The organism is Variovorax sp. J2P1-31, from assembly GCF_030317215.1.
Lineage (GTDB): Bacteria > Pseudomonadota > Gammaproteobacteria > Burkholderiales > Burkholderiaceae_C > Variovorax.
This window is the reverse complement of the sequence record NZ_JASZYA010000002.1, coordinates 613,524-630,280: the sequence shown is the minus strand read 5'-3', so window position 1 is coordinate 630,280 and position 16,757 is coordinate 613,524. Positions and strand designations below refer to the sequence as shown.

16 protein-coding genes are annotated in these 16,757 nt (G+C 69.1%); 14 read left to right on the top strand and 2 right to left on the bottom strand.

Annotation, left to right across the window (positions count from 1 at the left end):
- Positions 1-2 precede the first annotated feature (2 nt).
- Complete coding sequence (gene serA, locus QTI20_RS14090) at positions 3-1,232, bottom strand: phosphoglycerate dehydrogenase (RefSeq protein WP_286551694.1); 1,230 nt, start codon at positions 1,230-1,232, stop codon at positions 3-5.
- Positions 1,233-1,484: 252 nt separating this feature from the next.
- Between serA and ugpB the strand changes: the two genes are divergently transcribed.
- From ugpB to QTI20_RS14040, 10 genes are all read left to right on the top strand, one after another.
- Positions 1,485-2,795 (top strand): sn-glycerol-3-phosphate ABC transporter substrate-binding protein UgpB, encoded by a 1,311-nt coding sequence (ugpB, locus tag QTI20_RS14085; protein WP_286551693.1) that lies wholly within the window; start codon positions 1,485-1,487, stop codon positions 2,793-2,795.
- 153 nt (positions 2,796-2,948) lie between these two features.
- The gene (ugpA, locus tag QTI20_RS14080) at positions 2,949-3,830 is read left to right on the top strand and encodes a sn-glycerol-3-phosphate ABC transporter permease UgpA (protein WP_286551692.1); all 882 of its coding nucleotides are present in this window, start codon (positions 2,949-2,951) and stop codon (positions 3,828-3,830) included.
- A 1-nt stretch (position 3,831) separates the two neighbouring features.
- Entirely contained in the window at positions 3,832-4,683 is an 852-nt protein-coding gene (gene ugpE, locus QTI20_RS14075) for a sn-glycerol-3-phosphate ABC transporter permease UgpE (protein ID WP_183025040.1), read from the top strand.
- 139 nt (positions 4,684-4,822) lie between these two features.
- Positions 4,823-5,830 (top strand): sn-glycerol-3-phosphate ABC transporter ATP-binding protein UgpC, encoded by a 1,008-nt coding sequence (gene ugpC / locus QTI20_RS14070; protein ID WP_183025039.1) that lies wholly within the window; start codon positions 4,823-4,825, stop codon positions 5,828-5,830.
- Positions 5,831-5,832: 2 nt separating this feature from the next.
- On the top strand, positions 5,833-6,573 hold the full coding sequence (gene ugpQ, locus QTI20_RS14065) for a glycerophosphodiester phosphodiesterase (RefSeq protein ID WP_286551691.1): 741 nt from the start codon (positions 5,833-5,835) through the stop codon (positions 6,571-6,573).
- Between the two features lie 34 nt (positions 6,574-6,607).
- Complete coding sequence (locus QTI20_RS14060; protein WP_286551690.1) at positions 6,608-9,097, top strand: DUF3772 domain-containing protein; 2,490 nt, start codon at positions 6,608-6,610, stop codon at positions 9,095-9,097.
- 210 nt (positions 9,098-9,307) lie between these two features.
- Positions 9,308-10,234 carry an ABC transporter substrate-binding protein gene (locus QTI20_RS14055; protein WP_286553405.1) on the top strand — a complete coding sequence of 309 codons (927 nt, stop codon included), beginning with the start codon at positions 9,308-9,310 and terminating at the stop codon, positions 10,232-10,234.
- Positions 10,235-10,306: 72 nt separating this feature from the next.
- Complete coding sequence (locus QTI20_RS14050) at positions 10,307-11,203, top strand: ABC transporter permease (protein WP_183025036.1); 897 nt, start codon at positions 10,307-10,309, stop codon at positions 11,201-11,203.
- Complete coding sequence (locus QTI20_RS14045) at positions 11,203-11,997, top strand: ABC transporter ATP-binding protein (protein WP_219212603.1); 795 nt, start codon at positions 11,203-11,205, stop codon at positions 11,995-11,997. The genes QTI20_RS14050 and QTI20_RS14045 overlap by 1 nt, the downstream gene beginning before the upstream one ends.
- Positions 11,997-12,509 carry a GNAT family N-acetyltransferase gene (locus QTI20_RS14040; RefSeq protein WP_286551687.1) on the top strand — a complete coding sequence of 171 codons (513 nt, stop codon included), beginning with the start codon at positions 11,997-11,999 and terminating at the stop codon, positions 12,507-12,509. The genes QTI20_RS14045 and QTI20_RS14040 overlap by 1 nt, the downstream gene beginning before the upstream one ends.
- A gap of 7 nt (positions 12,510-12,516) precedes the next feature.
- On the opposite strand, the gene QTI20_RS14035 is transcribed toward QTI20_RS14040, so the two are convergent.
- Positions 12,517-12,795 (bottom strand): hypothetical protein, encoded by a 279-nt coding sequence (locus QTI20_RS14035; RefSeq protein ID WP_286551684.1) that lies wholly within the window; start codon positions 12,793-12,795, stop codon positions 12,517-12,519.
- Between the two features lie 105 nt (positions 12,796-12,900).
- Here QTI20_RS14035 and hemA point away from each other — a divergent pair, with 105 nt between their 5' ends.
- The 4 genes from hemA to grxD all read left to right on the top strand — a co-directional run bounded on the left by hemA (position 12,901) and on the right by grxD (position 16,699).
- The gene (gene hemA / locus QTI20_RS14030) at positions 12,901-14,190 is read left to right on the top strand and encodes a glutamyl-tRNA reductase (protein WP_286551681.1); all 1,290 of its coding nucleotides are present in this window, start codon (positions 12,901-12,903) and stop codon (positions 14,188-14,190) included.
- A gap of 180 nt (positions 14,191-14,370) precedes the next feature.
- Positions 14,371-15,459 (top strand): peptide chain release factor 1, encoded by a 1,089-nt coding sequence (gene prfA / locus QTI20_RS14025; RefSeq protein ID WP_286551679.1) that lies wholly within the window; start codon positions 14,371-14,373, stop codon positions 15,457-15,459.
- Positions 15,456-16,304 (top strand): peptide chain release factor N(5)-glutamine methyltransferase, encoded by an 849-nt coding sequence (gene prmC, locus QTI20_RS14020; RefSeq protein ID WP_286551678.1) that lies wholly within the window; start codon positions 15,456-15,458, stop codon positions 16,302-16,304. Before prfA ends, prmC begins: the two co-directional genes overlap by 4 nt.
- A gap of 68 nt (positions 16,305-16,372) precedes the next feature.
- On the top strand, positions 16,373-16,699 hold the full coding sequence (gene grxD / locus QTI20_RS14015; RefSeq protein ID WP_183025029.1) for a Grx4 family monothiol glutaredoxin: 327 nt from the start codon (positions 16,373-16,375) through the stop codon (positions 16,697-16,699).
- Positions 16,700-16,757: the final 58 nt, after the last annotated feature.

Here is a 16,757-nt window from a genome sequence, read left to right as displayed (position 1 = left end):
GCTCAGAAAAGGACCCGGCTGCGGATGGTGCCGGGCACCTGCGCGAGCTTCTCGAGCGCCAGGTCGGACGAGGCCGCATCGATGTCGGTCACCACGTAGCCGACCTTCTCGTTGGTCTGCAGGTACTGGGAAGCGATGTTGATCTGGTTGTCCGAGAAGATCCTGTTGATCTCCGACAGCACGCCCGGCACGTTGTGGTGGATGTGCAGCAGCCGGTGCTTGCCCGGGTGCGCGGGCAACGCCACCTCGGGGAAGTTGACCGAGGAGATCGAGGTGCCGTTGTCGCTGTACTTGACCAGCTTCTCGGCCACCTCGCCGCCGATGTTGGCCTGCGCCTCCATCGTCGAGCCGCCGATGTGCGGCGTGAGGATCACGTTGTCCAGGCCGCGCAGCGGCGACTGGAACTCCTCGTTGTTGCTGCCCGGCTCGACCGGGAACACGTCGATCGCCGCGCCCCAGAGCTTGCCGCCCTTGATGCCTTCGGCCAGCGCGTCGATGTCGACCACCGTGCCGCGCGCCGCATTGATCAGGATGCCGCCCGGCTTCATGGCCGCGATCTCGGCCGGGCCGATCATCCATTTGGTGGACGGCAGCTCGGGCACGTGCAGGCTGACGATGTCGCTCTGGGCCAGCAGGTCGTGCAGCTTGGGCACCTGGCGCGCGTTGCCCAGCGGCAGCTTGCTCACCACGTCGTAGAAGGCCACGTGCATGCCCAGCCCCTCGGCCAGCACCGACAGCTGGGTGCCGATCGAGCCATAGCCCACGATGCCCAGCGTCTTGCCGCGGATCTCGTGCGACTGGGCGGCCGACTTCATCCAGCCGCCGCGGTGCACCAGCGCGTTCTTGGCGGGAATGCCGCGCAGCAGCAGGATGGCTTCGGCCAGCACCAGCTCGGCCACCGAGCGGGTGTTGGAATACGGCGCGTTGAACACCGCCACGCCACGCTCGCGCGCCGCATTGAGGTCGACCTGGTTGGTGCCGATGCAGAAGCAGCCGACCGCGACCAGCTTGGGCGCCGCCGACAGCACGTCGGCCGTGAGCTTGCTCTGCGAACGGATGCCGAGGAAATGGACGTCGGCCAGCTTGGCCTTGAGTTCCTCGCCCTGCAGCGCCTTGGGCAGGGTCTCGATCTGCGAGTAGCCGGCGGCCTTGAGAACCTCGATCGCCGAGGGATGCACACCTTCGAGCAGAAGGAACTTGATCTTGCTTTTGTCGAGGGAGGTCTTGCTCATGAGAGGTCGCGAAAGCCCTGCGATCCGCTCGCAAGACAGCGCTGAAAAGGAGGACGACGATGCTAGCATGGTGCAGCGCAGCAGAGCGTCCGGCGGCCCCCGGCCCGGGTGCCAAAAGGGTTTCCCCGCTTGGCGCGGCCGACACCCCCGTGCGACAAACATGACGCGGTTGTGTCACAGGCACGGCCTACGATCAAGCACGGTCTACCATTCGCGCTTCTTTCTGCTTTCAAAATCCCATCAGGAGTCTTCATGCGATTCAAAACGCTCGCCTTGGCCTCGGCGCTCGCGGCAACACTGTTCAACACGGCGCAAGCGCAGACCGAGATCCAGTGGTGGCACTCGATGACCGCGGTCAACAACGAGTGGGTCAACGACCTCGCCAAGCAGTTCAACGAAAGCCAGAAGGAATACAAGATCGTGCCGACCTTCAAGGGCACGTACGACGAATCGATGACCGCATCGATCGCCGCCTTCCGCGCCGGCAACGCGCCGCACATCCTGCAGGTGTTCGAGGTGGGCACCGCCACCATGCAGGCCAGCAAGGGCGCGGTCATCCCGGTGGGCAAGGTCATGAAGGACGCGGGCGAGAAGTTCGACCCGGCCGCCTACATCCCCGCCGTGGCCGGCTACTACACGGCCCCCAACGGCCAGATGCTGAGCTTCCCCTTCAACAGCTCGACCACCATCTTCTATTTCAACAAGGACGCCTTCAAGGCGGCCGGCCTGCCCACCGACAAGGCGCCCGCGACCTGGCCCGAAGTGGTGGCCGCGGCCGCCAAGCTCAAGGCCAGCGGCCACAAGTGCCCGTTCACCACCGCCTGGCAGAACTGGACCCAGGTCGAGAGCTTCTCGGCCTGGCACAACGTCGAGTTCGCCTCCAAGGCCAACGGCCTGCAGGGCCTGGACGCCCGCCTGAAGGTCGATTCGCCGCTGCATGTGCGCCACATCGAGAACCTGGCCAACATGGCCAAGCAGGGCCTGTTCGTCTACAAGGGCCGCGGCAACGTGCCCGAGGCCTCGTTCGTGTCGGGCGAGTGCGCGATGATCAACACCTCCTCGGGCTTCTACGGCAACGTGGCCAAGAACGCCAAGTTCGCCTACGGCCTGGCTCCGCTGCCCTACTACCCGGACGTGGCGGGCGCACCGCAGAACACCGTGATCGGCGGCGCCAGCCTGTGGGTCATGTCGGGCAAGAAGGCCGAGGAGTACAAGGGCGTGGCCAAGTTCTTCAGCTTCATCTCGACGCCTGAAGTGCAGTCCGCCAGCCACAAGCGCACCGGTTACCTGCCCGTCACCACCGCCTCGTACAAGCTGACCGAGGAATCGGGCTTCTACAAGCAGAACCCGGGCACCGACGTCGCTGTGACGCAGATGATCCGCAAGGTGACCGACAAGAGCCGCGGCATCCGCCTGGGCAACTATGTGCAGATCCGCGCCATCGAGGACGAAGAACTCGAACAGGTCTGGAACGGCAAGAAGACGGCCAAGGAGGCCCTGGACTCGATCGTCAAGCGCGGCAACGAGCAGCTCGAGCGCTTCCAGAAAGCCAACAAGGGCTGACGCCTTCCAGGCATTCGCCGCCCCCTCGCACCCCACCCTGCCCTCCCCGCCGAGCGGGAAGGGTTCCTTCCGGTGAGAGGGGGGCTTGCGCCACAGTAGACTCTGCCCGCCGCGCTTTCGAGCCCGGCGGGTTTTCTTTTATCCAGGGTCCCTATGGAAAAACGCGTTTTCTTTCGCTCCGGCTGGTTGCCGTGGCTGCTTCTGACACCCCAAATGGCGGTGATCCTGGTGTTCTTCTTCTGGCCTGCGGCGCAGGCCTTGCTGCAATCGCTGCAGCAGCAGGACCCCTTCGGCACGTCCATCGAGTTCGTCGGCTTCGACAACTTCAGGCAGCTGTTCAACGACCCGAGCTACGTCGAGTCCTTCAAGACCACCGCGCTGTTCTCGGTGCTGGTCGCCAGCATCGGCATCAGCCTGTCGCTGATGCTGGCGGTGTTCGCCGACCGCGTGGTGCGCGGCGGCACCTTCTACAAGACCATGCTGATCCTGCCCTACGCCGTGGCCCCCGCGGTCGCGGCCGTGCTGTGGGTGTTCATGTTCTCGCCCTCGCTGGGCGTGGTGGCCTATGCGCTGGGCAAGATCGGCATCGACTGGAACCACCTGCTCGATTCCGGCCACGCCATGACGCTGATCGTCATGGCCTCGGTCTGGAAGCAGATCTCCTACAACTTCCTGTTCTTCCTGGCCGGCCTGCAGTCGATCCCGAAGTCGCTGATCGAGGCCGCCGCCATCGACGGCGCGCGCCCGTGGCGCCGCTTCTGGACCGTGCAGTTCCCGCTGCTGTCGCCCACCACCTTCTTCCTGCTGGTGATCAATGTGGTCTACGCCTTCTTCGACACCTTCGCGATCGTCGATGCGGCCACCCAGGGCGGCCCGGGCAAGGACACCGCGATCCTGGTCTACAAGGTCTATTACGACGGCTTCAAGGCCATGGACCTCGGCGGTTCGGCGGCCCAGTCGGTGGTGCTGATGCTCATCGTCGTGGCGCTCACGGTCGTGCAATTCCGCTACGTCGAGAAAAAGGTTCAATACTGATATGGTCGAAAAACGCGGAACCCACGGGATCCTGGCGCACGTCGTCATGGTGCTCGGCGTGCTGATCGTCGCCTTCCCGCTCTACCTGGCCTTCGTGGCCTCCACCCACACGGCGCAGGAGATCGTGCAGGCGCCGATGCCGCTGCTGCCCGGCGGCCACATGTGGGACAGCTACAAGGCCGCGCTGTTCGGCCGCGAGACCAGCGCCGGCTCCAACGCGCCGGTGGCCCACATGATGTGGGTCAGCTTCGTCACTGCGATGGTGATCTCGGTCGGCAAGATCGCGATCTCGCTGCTGTCGGCCTTCGCGATCGTCTACTTCCGCTTCCCGTTCAAGAAGATCTGCTTCTGGGCCATCTTCGTGACGCTGATGCTGCCGGTGGAGGTGCGGATCCTGCCCACCTACAAGGTGCTGGCCGACCTGAACATGCTCAACACCTATGCGGGCCTCACCGTGCCGCTGATCGCGTCGGCCACGGCCACCTTCCTGTTCCGCCAGTTCTTCCTGACGGTGCCGGAGGAGCTGACCGAGGCCTCGCGCATGGACGGCGCGGGCCCGATGCGCTTCTTCTTCGACGTGCTGCTGCCCCTGTCGAAGACCTCGATCGCGGCGCTGTTCGTGATCCAGTTCATCTACGGCTGGAACCAGTACCTGTGGCCGCTGCTCGCGACCACCAGCGAGGACATGTACCCGGTGGTGGTGGGCATCAAGCGGATGATCGCCGGCGGCGACGGCCAGAACGAGTGGAACGTGGTGATGGCCACCGCCATCCTCGCGATGCTGCCGCCCGCGCTGGTCGTGGTGCTGATGCAGAAGTGGTTCGTCAAGGGTCTGGTCGACACAGAGAAGTGACCCCCCCCGATGCGGGCTCACTTCGTGTAGCCCGCCTCCCCCTCAAGGGGGCAACACCAGCGGCCTGGCAAAGCCAGATCCGCGGTGTTCCTGGAAAAAGAAATAGCGCCTCGTCGTCGAGGCAGAGATCGAGAAGAACATGGCTGCACTTTCCCTTCGCAACGTCATCAAGCGCTACGGCGTGGGCCCCAAGGCCAACCAGGTCATCCACGGCGTGAGCGCCGAGATCGCCGACCATGAATTCATCGTGATCGTCGGGCCTTCGGGCTGCGGCAAGTCCACGCTGCTGCGCATGGTCGCCGGCCTGGAAGAGGTCTCGGCCGGCGAGATCGCCATCGGCGGGCGCGTGGTGAACAACCTCGAACCGTCCGAACGCGACATCGCGATGGTGTTCCAGAACTACGCGCTCTACCCGCACATGACGGTGTTCGACAACATGGCCTATGGCCTGAAGATCGCCAAGGTGCCGGTGCCCGAGATCAAGACCCGCGTCGACAAGGCCGCGAAGATCCTCGAGTTGGGCCATCTGCTCGAGCGCAAGCCGCGCGAGCTGTCGGGCGGCCAGCGCCAGCGCGTGGCCATGGGCCGCGCGATCGTGCGCCAGCCGCAGGTCTTCCTGTTCGACGAGCCGCTGTCGAACCTGGACGCCAAGCTGCGCGCCCAGACCCGCATCGAGATCCAGAAGCTGCACCGCGAGCTGGGCATCACCTCGCTGTTCGTGACCCACGACCAGGTCGAGGCCATGACCCTGGCCCAGCGCATCATCGTGATGAACGGCGGCGTGATGGACCAGTTCGGCACGCCCGAAGAGGTCTACAACCGCCCCGCGACCACCTTCGTCGCCAGCTTCATCGGCTCGCCGCCGATGAACCTGCTCAAGCACGCGCCGGGCGTGCGCCCGGGCCAGATCCTCGGCGTGCGCCCCGAGCACCTGAAGCTGGACCAGACCGGCTGGACCGTGCAGGTCGAGCACGTCGAGCTGCTGGGCGCCGAGCGCCTGGTCTACGGCCGCATCGGCGAAGAGCAGATCATCATGCGCACCGACGCGGCCGACCATCCGCCGACCGCGGGCGACACGGTCCACATCTCGGCGCCGCAGGAAAGCCTGCACTGGTTCGACGCCGGCTCCGGCAAGAGAACCGTCTGACCATGGCGGCGCCCTGGCCCTACCCTCGCTGGGTCGCGCATCGCGGCGCCGGCAAGCTCGCGCCCGAGAACACGCTGGCGGCCTTCAGGCTCGGCGCTTCGCATGGCTACCGCATGTTCGAGTGCGACGCCAAGCTCAGCGCCGACGGCGTGCCCTTCCTGATGCACGACAGCACGCTGGAGCGCACCACCAGCGGCCGCGGCACCGGCGGTGACCGGCCATGGGCCGAGCTGTCGCAGCTCGACGCCGGCAGCTGGCATTCGCGCGCCTTCGCGGGCGAGCCGCTGGCCAGCCTGGAGAACGTGGCGCGCTACTGCGTGCACAACCGCCTGCTGCTGAACATCGAGATCAAGCCCACGCCCGGCGTCGAACGCCGCACCGGCGAGGTGGTGGCGCGCGATGCGGCGCGCCTGTGGGCCGGCGAGGCGATCCCGCCGCTGCTGACCTCCTTCAAGACCGAGGCGCTGGCCGGCGCGCGCGAGGCCGCGCCCTCGCTGCCGCGCGGCCTGCTGCTCGACACGCTGTGGGACGGCTGGCTGGCCGCGGCGCGCGATCTGGGCTGCGTGGCGATCGTCTGCAACCATGCGCTGTGGGACACCACCACCGTGGCCCTGGTCCACGAGGCCGGGATGCGGGCGCTGAGCTACACCGTCAACGACGAGTGGGCCGCCGAGCGGCTCATCGCGCTGGGCACCGACGGCATCATCACCGACCGCGTCGACCTGTTCAGCCCCGCGGGCTGAGCCCGGCGCCATCGCGGGCTCTGATAATGGCCCGATGAGATCCATTCCCCGCGGGCTGGCCGCCCTGCTGCTGCTGGCGGCCTTCGCCCTGACCGGTACCGCGGCCACCCCGCCGCCGGCCGCGGCTGCGGCCTCGTCTGCCAGCGACGGCGCACCGGCGCCCGAAGTCACGGTGCCCGCGCTGCGCGCCCGGCTCGACAAGATCCCCGAGGCGGTCGACACCGACGACGACGTCACGGCCCTGGTCGCGCAGACCCAGGACATCGTGGCCCAGGCCCAGCGCTTCGTGGCCTCGCGCGCCGGCCCGCTCGCCGACCTCAACGCCCGGCTGGGCGAACTGGGCACCGCCCCGCCCAAGGGCACGGCCGAGGACGCCGACATCACACGCCAGCGCGCCGCGCTGGAAAAGGAACGCAACGCGCTCGACGCCGACATCCGGCTCGCCCGGCTGGTCGCGGTGGACGCGCAGCAGCGCGGCAGCGACCTGCTGGCGCAGCGCCGCGCGCTGTTCGAGGCGCACCTGCTCGAACGCTCCAACTCGCCCCTGGCGGGCGCCTTCTGGCGCGACATCCGCAGCGCCTGGCCGACCGACCGCGACCGGCTGGTGGCGCTCGAGAAGGAAGTCCGCACCGGCGTCTCGAGCGCCCTGCACAGCCCCGAGCGCGGCGGCGTGATCGCCTCGCTGGTCGGCGCGCTGCTGCTGGCCCTGCTGGGCAGCTGGGCCGCCGAACACGGGCTCACCCGGCTCGCGGCCCGCAGCTTCCCGATGGGCCGGTTGCGGCGCTCGCTGCTGGCCGTGGCCATGGTGACGGCCACGGTGCTGATCGTGGCGCTGGCCGCGCAATGGGGCTGGCAGACGCTCGAGGACGCGGGCCAGTGGGGCCCGACCGCGCAGCGCCTGGGCGAATCGGTGGCCAATTTCGCCATCTTCGTCGGCTTCGTGATCGGCCTGGGCCGCGCCCTGCTGGCCAACGGCCGGCCCTCGTGGCGGCTGCCGCCGATGGCCGACGCCATGGCCGCGCGCATGGCGCCCTACCCCTGGCTGATCGCGGGCGTGACCACGCTGATCTGGCTCACGACCCAGATCAACACGCTGGTCGACGCCAGCCTGGCGGCCACGGTCGCGACCCATGTGGCCACGGCGCTGGCGCTGACCGCGCTGACGGTCGTCATGCTGATGCGCCTGCGCCTGCCCGAGGCCACCGTGGCGCCGGTCGCCGCCGCGGCGCCCGCGCCCGACGCGCTCAAGCCGGAAGAGGCCGCGGCACTGGCCGGCCGGCCGCTGTGGGTCGGGCTGGTGACCGGCGCGGTCGCGGTGGTGCTGATCGCGATCTGCGTGCTGGCGGCCTTCGGCTATGTGTCGCTGGCCAGCTTCCTCGCGAGCCAGCTGACCTGGACCGGCGTGGTGGGCGCCGCCGCCTACCTGCTGTTCAAGTTCACCGACGACCTGTTCATCGCGCTGCTGTCCTCGCGCAGCAACGCCGGCCAGCGGCTGCAGAAGAGCCTCAACGTCGCGCCGCAGACGCTCGACCAGGCGGCCATCGTGCTGTCGGCGGTGGGCCGGGTCGCGCTGTTCTTCTACCTGGTGATCGCGCTGCTGGCGCCGCTGGGCACCTCGCCGAGCGAGCTGTTCCAGCGCAGCGGCAAGGTCGGCTCCAGCCTCAAGGTCGGCCAGTTCGAACTGGTGCCGGGCGCGCTGTTCGGCGCGCTCGCGGTGCTGGTGATCGGATTCCTGGTGCTGCGCCTGTTCAAGCGCTGGCTGGACAACAGCTACCTGCCCAGCACCACGCTCGAACCGGGCATGCGCAGCTCGCTGACCACGCTGCTGGGCTATGTGGGCGGCATCCTGGTGATCGCCTCGGCCCTGTCGGCGCTGGGCATCGGCATCGAGCGCATCGCCTGGGTCGCGAGCGCGCTGTCGGTGGGCATCGGCTTCGGGCTGCAGGCCATCGTGCAGAACTTCATCTCGGGGCTGATCCTGCTGGCCGAGCGGCCGGTGAAGGTCGGCGACTGGGTGGTGCTGGGCACGGCCGAGGGCGACGTGCGCCGCATCAACGTGCGCGCCACCGAGATCCAGCTGGGCGACCGCTCGACGCTGATCGTGCCGAATTCCGAGTTCATCACCAAGACCGTGCGCAACATGACGCTGGCCAACGCCGAGGGCCGGGTGCTGATCCGCCTGCCGATGCCGCTGACCACCGATGCGCAGCAGGTGCGCACACTGATGCTCGCGGCCTGCAGCACGCACGAGGGCGTGCTGGCGACGCCCGCGCCCTCGCTCACGCTCGAGGGCATCGAGAACGGGCTGCTGATCTTCCAGGCCATCGCCTATGTGGCCAGCCCGCGGCTCGCGGGTGGCGTGCGCAGCGACCTGCTGTTCGTGATCCTCGACGAACTCAAGAAGGCCGGGCTGCCGATGGCCACGCCGACCACGCTGGTGATGTCCGCGCCCGAGCCTGCTGAGGCGGCGGCCGCCGTCGTGCCCGCCACGCCCGCTTCACCCATCCCCGGCACGCAGACCTGATGCGTTTCGGGGATTCATGCACCGTCCCTGTGCGTTCTAGCCTCTAGACTCGCCATTGCCGGCAGCGCATGGCGCGCGCCGGCCTGCTGCGTGCCGCCCCGGTCGTCCAGACCGAAGCGGCATCCAGACGCATCCACGCTTCTTCGGAGACCTTCAGTGAAAAACGCCTTGCTTCGCACCCCCTTCAGCGCCGTGGCCCTGGCCCTCGGCATGCTGGCCGCCGCGCCCGCCTTCGCCGCCGACACCAAGTCGGTGGCCGTGACCGCCATCGTCGAACATCCCGCGCTCGACGCCGTGCGCGACGGCGTCAAGGCCGAGCTCAAGGCCGCCGGCTACGAAGAAGGCAAGAACCTCAAGTTCAGCTACCAGAGCGCGCAGGGCAACGTGGGCACCGCGGCCCAGATCGCCCGCAAGTACGTGGGCGACGCGCCCGACGTGATCGTCGCCATCGCCACGCCCTCGGCCCAGGCCATGGTGGCCGCCACCAAGACCATCCCGGTCGTCTACTCGGCCATCACCGACCCGGTCGCGGCCAAGCTGGTGAAGAACTGGGACGCCACGGGCACCAACGTGACCGGCGTGTCCGACCTGTCGCCGCTGGAGAAGCACGTGGCCCTGATCAAGCAGGTGGTGCCCGCCGCCAAGCGCATCGGCGTGATCTACAGCCCCGGTGAAGCCAACTCGGTGGCCATCGTGGCCGCGCTCAAGAAGGCCGCGGCCGACGCCGGCATGACGGTGGTCGAAGCCGCCGCCGCGCGCACCGTCGACGTGCCGACCGCCGCCCAGAGCCTGGTGGGCAAGGCCGACGTGATCTACACGCCGACCGACAACAACGTGGTCTCGGCCTTCGAGGGCATCGTCAAGGTCGCGCAACAGGCCAAGCTGCCGGTGGTCGCGGCCGACACCGCCACCGTCGAGCGCGGCGCCGTGGCCGCCCTGGGCCTCAACTACAGCGACATCGGCCGCCAGACCGGCAAGATCGTGGTGCGCATCCTCAAGGGCGAGAAGCCCGGCACCATCGCCTCGCAGACCAGCACCAACTTCGAGCTGGTGGTGAACCCCGGCGCGGCCAAGCTGCAGGGCGTGACGCTGTCCGACGAGCTGCTCAAGACGGCCAAGGCCGTGAGCACCAAGTAAGCCAGCCCTGCGGGCCCGCTCGCCGCCGGGTGGCGGGGGCGGGCCTGTCCTCTTGCCTCGCAGGAAGCCCCCATGTCCCTCATCGCATCGCTGGGCGCCATCGAGATCGGTCTGATCTTCGGACTGGTCGCGCTGGGCGTCTTCATGTCGTTCCGCATCATCAATTTCCCCGACCTCACGGTCGACGGGAGCTTTCCGCTGGGCGCGGCCGTGGCCGCGACGCTGATCGTCGCCGGCTGGAACCCCGTGCCCGCCACCGTCGTGGCCTGCATCGCCGGTGCCGCCTCGGGCTGGCTCACCGCCTGGCTCAACGTCAAGCTCAAGATCATGCAGCTGCTCGCGAGCATCCTGGTGATGATCGCGCTGTACTCGATCAACCTGCGCGTGATGGGCAAGCCCAACGTCGCGCTGATCAGCGAACCCACCGTGTTCACCATGGTCGACTTCGGCGGCATGCCCGAGCAGTGGGCCAAGCCGCTGTTGCTGCTGCTGATCGTGATCGCGGCCAAGATCGTGGTCGACATCTTCTTCGCCTCCGAAGCCGGGCTCGCGATGCGCGCCACCGGCAGCAACGCACGCATGGCGCGCGCCCAGGGCATCTCGACCGACTTCCACACCATGGCGGGCCTGGCGATCTCCAATGCGCTGGTGGCGCTGGCGGGCGCGCTGTTCGCGCAGAGCCAGGGCACGGCCGACATCTCGATGGGCGTGGGCACGATCGTGATCGGCCTGGCCGCGGTGATCATCGGCGAGACCCTGCTGCCCGCGCGCAGCATGGTGATCACCACGCTGGCCTGCATCATCGGTGCGCTGCTCTACCGCTTCTTCATCGCGCTGGCGCTCAACACCGACTTCATGGGCCTGCAGGCGCAGGACCTGAACCTGGTGACCGCCGTGCTCGTGGCCTTCGCGCTGCTGGTGCCCGCCTACAAGCGCAAGCTGGGCGCGCTTTTCAAGGGGAAGAACTGATGCTGCGCGCCCAACAACTCGAGATCACCTTCAACGCGGGCACGCCGATCGAGAACCGCGTGCTGCGCGGGCTCGACCTGGAGATCCCCACCGGCCAGTTCGTCACCGTGATCGGCTCGAACGGCGCGGGCAAGTCGACCTTCCTCAATGCGGTGAGCGGCGACCTGATCGTCGACCAGGGCCGCATCGAGATCGACGGCAAGGACGTGACGCGGCTCAACGCCTGGCAGCGCTCGGGCATGGTGGCCCGCGTGTTCCAGGACCCGATGGCCGGCACCTGCGAGGCCCTGACCATCGAGGAGAACATGGCGCTGGCCTGGAAGCGCGGCGAGCGCCGCAGCTTCGGCTTCGCGCTCAACCGCGGCCTGCGCGAGCTGTTCCGCGAGAAGCTGGCGATCCTCAAGCTGGGGCTGGAGAACCGGCTGACCGACCGCATCGGCCTGCTCTCGGGCGGCCAGCGGCAGGCGGTGAGCCTGCTGATGGCCTCGCTGCGGCCCTCGCGCATCCTGCTGCTGGACGAGCACACGGCCGCGCTCGACCCCAAGACCGCGGCCTTCGTGCTCGAGCTCACGGCCAAGATCGTCGAAGGCAGCCAGCTGACCGCGATGATGGTCACCCACAGCATGCGCCAGGCGCTGGACTATGGTTCGCGCACCGTGATGCTGCACGAGGGCCAGGTGATCCTCGACGTGGCCGGTCCGCAGCGCGACGGGCTCGACGTGCCCGACCTGCTGCGCATGTTCGAGCAGACGCGCGGCGAAAAGCTCGACGACGACAAGCTGCTGCTGGCCTGATGGCGTCGGAAGCCGTGCGGCTGCGCGCGATGCGCGCCGACGACCTCGAGGCCGTGCTGGCGGTCCAGCTGGCCTGCTACGGCGCGGGCTTCGTGGAGGACGGCGCACTGATCGCCCGCCGGCTGGCGGCCGCGCCGCACACCGGCTGGGTGGCCGAACGGGCCGGCGCCGTGCGCGCCTACCTGGCCGCCTATCCCTCGATGCTGGGCAAGCTCACGCCGCTGCACGGCGAATTCGAGCCCGCGCCCGCGGCCGACGCGCTCTACCTGCACGACCTGGCGGTGCATCCGTCGGCGGCCGGGCTGGGCCTGGGGCCGTTGCTGGTGCGCCACGCCTGGGCCCACGCGGCGCAGGCGGGCTGGGCGCATTCGACGCTGGTGTCGGTGCAGGCTTCGGTCGGTTTCTGGGCGCGCCACGGCTATGCGCCGGCAGCGCCCGCGGGGGTCGCGCAGCAGGCCCGGCTCGCCACCTACCCGGGCGACGCGGTGTACATGGCGCGCCGGCTCGGCTGAGGGCGGCTCAGCGGCGCCAGCCGCGCAGCACCAGCCACTGGACCGTGCCGCACACCACCACCAGCGCGGCATAGGTGCTCATCCGGCCGTCGCGCCCGGACAGCACGAGCCCGGCCACCAGCACCCCCAGGCCGGCGGCAAAGGTGATCGCCCACTGCAGCCACCAGCGCGGCACGCCGGTGCGCGAGGCGCCCAGGAAACGCCCGATCGCCACCAGCACCAGCGCCAGAAAGGCCGCCGGCGCGGCGAAATTCAGCAGGTGATCGAGGGTGTTGAGCAGGTCCATCAGAGGGGAAACGAGCGCCAGGCGGCAAAAATCATGGCGGTCATAGGGAATGCCATTGACCCCCTGGCGGGACCCGGTCGGCCGCTGATTTTATAATCGCCGTCTATGTCAGTCTGGGCCCTTGGGTTGAACCACACGACCGCGCCGCTCGATCTGCGCGGTCGTTTCGCGTTCGCGGTCGATCAGCTGGCCCCCACGCTGCAGAGCCTGCGCAGTTCCTTCGCCTCCGGCCGGCACCCGGCCATCGAGGCCGCGATCATCTCCACCTGCAACCGCACCGAGATCTATTGCGCCGCCGACCACGCCGCGGTCGACCACGCGCTGGGCTGGCTGGCCGAGAGCGGCGGCGTGTCGCCGGCCCTGCTGCGCTCCCATGCCTACACGCTGAGCAACGACGCCGTGGCGCGCCATGCCTTCCGCGTGGCCAGCGGCCTCGATTCGATGGTGCTGGGCGAGGCCCAGATCCTGGGCCAGATGAAGGACGCGGTGCGCGCGGCCGAGAGCGTGGGCTCGCTGGGCAGCACGCTCAACCAATTGTTCCAGCGCTCCTTCGCCGTGGCCAAGGAAGTGCGCACCGCCACCGAGATCGGCGCCCATTCGATCAGCATGGCGGCCGCGGCCGTGCGGCTGGCCGGCCAGCTGTTCGAGGACCTGCGCCAGACCCGCGTGCTGTTCGTGGGCGCGGGCGAGATGATCGACCTGGCCGCGACCCATTTCGCGGCCAAGGAACCCAAGTCCATCACCATCGCCAACCGCACCATCGAGCGCGGCGAGAAGCTCGCCACCCGCTTCGGCGGCACCGCGATGCGGCTGGCCGACCTGCCGGCGCGGCTGGCCGACTTCGACATCGTGGTGAGCTGCACCGCCAGCACCCTGCCGCTGATCGGCCTGGGCGCGGTCGAGCGTGCGCTCAAGCAGCGCAAGCACCGCCCCATGTTCATGGTCGACCTGGCCGTGCCACGCGACATCGAGCCCGAAGTCAAGGCGCTGGAAGACGTCTACCTCTACACCGTGGACGACCTGGCCCAGGTGGTGCAGCAGGGCCAGGCCAGCCGCCAGGCCGCGGTGGCGCAGGCCGAAGTCATCATCGACGCCGGCGTGCAGAGCTTCATGCACTGGCTGGACCAGCGCGGCACCGTGCCGCTGATCCAGCAGCTCAACGCCCAGACCGACGAGTGGCGCGCGGCCGAGCTGGCCCGCGCCCGCAAGCTGCTGGCCAGGGGCGAATCGGTCGATGCGGTGCTGGAGGCGCTCTCGCGCGGCCTCACGCAGAAGATGCTGCACGGCGCCATGGCCGAGCTGCACGCGGGCGACGCTGCCGCGCGCGCGCAGACCGCGCAGGTGGTCTCGCGCCTGTTCCTGCGCGGCGACCCGCGCGGCCCCAAAGAGCGTTAGCGACGCTGGCTCGCTCCCGTCCGGTCCGCGCGATGAACGCGGGCCTCCGGACGCAGAAGACGCGAAGGTTTCGCAGAGAACGCAAAAGAAACCTTCAAGAAGCTCTTTCCTTTCGGCGTCTTCTGCGAAACCTTCGCCCCCTGCGTCCGGTTCCCGATCCCGCATCCATCCCCAGTCCCCGTGAAGCCCTTCCTCCGCCACCAACTCGAACGTTACGCGCAACGCCTCGGCGAACTCGACTTCCTGCTCTCGCGCGAAGACATCATGAGCGACATGGCGCAGTACCGCGTGATCTCCAGGGAGCACGCCGAGGTCACGCAGATCGCCGGCCGCTGGGCCCGCTACACGCAGCGCGAGGCCGACATCGCGGCCGCGCGCGAGATGCTCGCCGACCCCGACATGGCCGAGATGGCGCAGGAGGAGATCGCGGGCGGCGAGGCCGAGCTGCTGCAGCTCGAGGACGAACTGCAGCGCCTGCTGCTGCCCAAGGACCCCGACGACGCGCGCAACGCCTTCATGGAAATCCGCGCCGGCACCGGCGGCGACGAATCGGCGCTGTTCGCGGGCGACCTGCTGCGCATGTACACGCGCTACTGCGAGCGCGCCGGCTGGCGCTGCGAGATCGTGAGCGAGAGCCCGAGCGAACTGGGCGGCTTCAAGGAAGTGGTGCTGCGCATCGTGGGCGACGACGTGTTCGGCCAGCTGCGCTTCGAATCGGGCGGCCACCGCGTGCAGCGCGTGCCGGCCACCGAGACCCAGGGCCGGATCCACACCAGCGCCTGCACGGTGGCGGTGCTGGCCGAGCCCGACGAGACGGTGGCGGTGCAGATCAACCCGGCCGACCTGCGCATCGACACCTACCGCGCCAGCGGCGCCGGCGGCCAGCACATCAACAAGACCGACTCGGCGGTGCGCATCACGCACATCCCGACCGGCATCGTGGCCGAGTGCCAGGACGACCGCAGCCAGCACCGCAACAAGGCCAAGGCGCTGCAGGTGCTGTCGGCCCGGATCCAGGAGAAGGACCGCAGCGAGCGCGCCGCCAAGGACGCGGCGCTGCGCAAGGGCCTGGTCGGCAGCGGCGACCGCTCCGACCGCATCCGCACCTACAACTTCCCGCAGGGCCGGCTCACCGACCACCGGATCAACCTCACGCTCTACAAGCTGCTGCAGATCATGGAAGGCGACCTGGGCGACGTGCTGGCCGCGTTGCAGGCCGCGCGCGAGGCCGAGCAGCTGGCCGAGCTGGAATCGAGCCTGCCCGCATGACCGATCTGTCGCAGGCCCCTTCGACGCTGGCCCAGGCGCTGCGCGCCGCGGCCGCGCTGGGCGTGGACCGGCTCGACGCCCAACTGCTGCTGCTGCAGGTGCTGCAGCGCCCGGTGCACGAGCGCGCCTGGCTGCTGGCGCACGACGGCGATGCGCTGCCCGAGCCCGCATGGGCCGCCTTCGCGTCGCTGTGCGCCCGCCGTGCCGCGGGCGAACCCGCGGCCTACCTGCTGGGCGAGAAGGAATTCCACGGCCTGGCGCTGAAGGTCGATGCGCGCGTGCTGGTGCCGCGGCCCGACACCGAGACGCTGGTCGAATGGGCGCTCGAGGTCCTGCGCGAACGCAAGGCCCCCGCCGTGCTCGACCTCGGCACCGGCAGCGGCGCGATCGCGCTGGCCGTGCAGCAGGCGCGGCCCGACGCCCGCGTCGACGCGGTGGACGCCAGCGCCGACGCCCTGGCCGTCGCCAGCGAGAACGGCCGGCGGCTGGGCCTCGCGGTGCGCTTCGCCCAGGCCGACTGGCTGGCCGGCGCGGCCGCGGGCTACGACCTGATCGTGTCCAACCCGCCCTACATCGCGGCCGGCGACCCGCACCTGCCCGCGCTGGCGCACGAACCCGTGGCCGCGCTGGTGGCGGGCGCCGACGGCCTCGACGACCTGCGCCGCATCGTGCGCGACGCGCCCGGCCACCTCGCAGCCGGCGGCTGGCTGCTGCTCGAGCATGGCCACGACCAGGCCGAAGCCGTGCGTGCGCTGCTGGCGGCGCAGGGCTTCGAGGACGTGCAGCACCGCCACGACCTCGCCGGCATCGCGCGCTGCACCGGCGGGCGCCACGCCGGGCTTTGAATCCGCCGCGCGGCGCGAAAGCCGGCGCGGTGAAATAATCCGATCAGTCTATTTTCAGGAGTGCCCCCATGTCCGACGCCCAGCAACGCATCGACGACCTCGTCAAGACCAACGAACTCGTGCTCTTCATGAAGGGCAACGCCAGCTTCCCGATGTGCGGCTTCTCCGGCCGCGCGATCCAGATCCTCAAGGCCGTGGGCGTGGACACGCGCACCCTCAAGACGGTCAACGTGCTCGACGACCAGGAGATCCGCCAGGGCATCAAGGAATACAGCAACTGGCCGACCATCCCCCAGCTCTACGTCAAGGGCGAGTTCATCGGCGGCTCGGACATCCTGATGGAGATGTACGAATCGGGCGAGCTGCAGCAGGTCATCGGCGCCCCCGCCGCCTGAGCCCGCACCCGGCGGGCGCGTCGCGACGCCCGCACAGTCAGTAACATGAGGGTCTTCC

What these genes read in the sequence shown, in the direction of transcription:
- serA (WP_286551694.1), bottom strand. Translation starts at nt 1,232, where the DNA reads ATGAGCAAGACCTCCCTCGACAAAAGCAAGATCAAGTTCCTTCTGCTC.
- ugpB (WP_286551693.1), top strand. Translation starts at nt 1,485, where the DNA reads ATGCGATTCAAAACGCTCGCCTTGGCCTCGGCGCTCGCGGCAACACTG.
- ugpA (WP_286551692.1), top strand. Translation starts at nt 2,949, where the DNA reads ATGGAAAAACGCGTTTTCTTTCGCTCCGGCTGGTTGCCGTGGCTGCTT.
- ugpE (WP_183025040.1), top strand. Translation starts at nt 3,832, where the DNA reads ATGGTCGAAAAACGCGGAACCCACGGGATCCTGGCGCACGTCGTCATG.
- ugpC (WP_183025039.1), top strand. Translation starts at nt 4,823, where the DNA reads ATGGCTGCACTTTCCCTTCGCAACGTCATCAAGCGCTACGGCGTGGGC.
- ugpQ (WP_286551691.1), top strand. Translation starts at nt 5,833, where the DNA reads ATGGCGGCGCCCTGGCCCTACCCTCGCTGGGTCGCGCATCGCGGCGCC.
- QTI20_RS14060 (WP_286551690.1), top strand. Translation starts at nt 6,608, where the DNA reads ATGAGATCCATTCCCCGCGGGCTGGCCGCCCTGCTGCTGCTGGCGGCC.
- QTI20_RS14055 (WP_286553405.1), top strand. Translation starts at nt 9,308, where the DNA reads ATGCTGGCCGCCGCGCCCGCCTTCGCCGCCGACACCAAGTCGGTGGCC.
- QTI20_RS14050 (WP_183025036.1), top strand. Translation starts at nt 10,307, where the DNA reads ATGTCCCTCATCGCATCGCTGGGCGCCATCGAGATCGGTCTGATCTTC.
- QTI20_RS14045 (WP_219212603.1), top strand. Translation starts at nt 11,203, where the DNA reads ATGCTGCGCGCCCAACAACTCGAGATCACCTTCAACGCGGGCACGCCG.
- QTI20_RS14040 (WP_286551687.1), top strand. Translation starts at nt 11,997, where the DNA reads ATGGCGTCGGAAGCCGTGCGGCTGCGCGCGATGCGCGCCGACGACCTC.
- QTI20_RS14035 (WP_286551684.1), bottom strand. Translation starts at nt 12,795, where the DNA reads ATGGACCTGCTCAACACCCTCGATCACCTGCTGAATTTCGCCGCGCCG.
- hemA (WP_286551681.1), top strand. Translation starts at nt 12,901, where the DNA reads ATGTCAGTCTGGGCCCTTGGGTTGAACCACACGACCGCGCCGCTCGAT.
- prmC (WP_286551678.1), top strand. Translation starts at nt 15,456, where the DNA reads ATGACCGATCTGTCGCAGGCCCCTTCGACGCTGGCCCAGGCGCTGCGC.
- grxD (WP_183025029.1), top strand. Translation starts at nt 16,373, where the DNA reads ATGTCCGACGCCCAGCAACGCATCGACGACCTCGTCAAGACCAACGAA.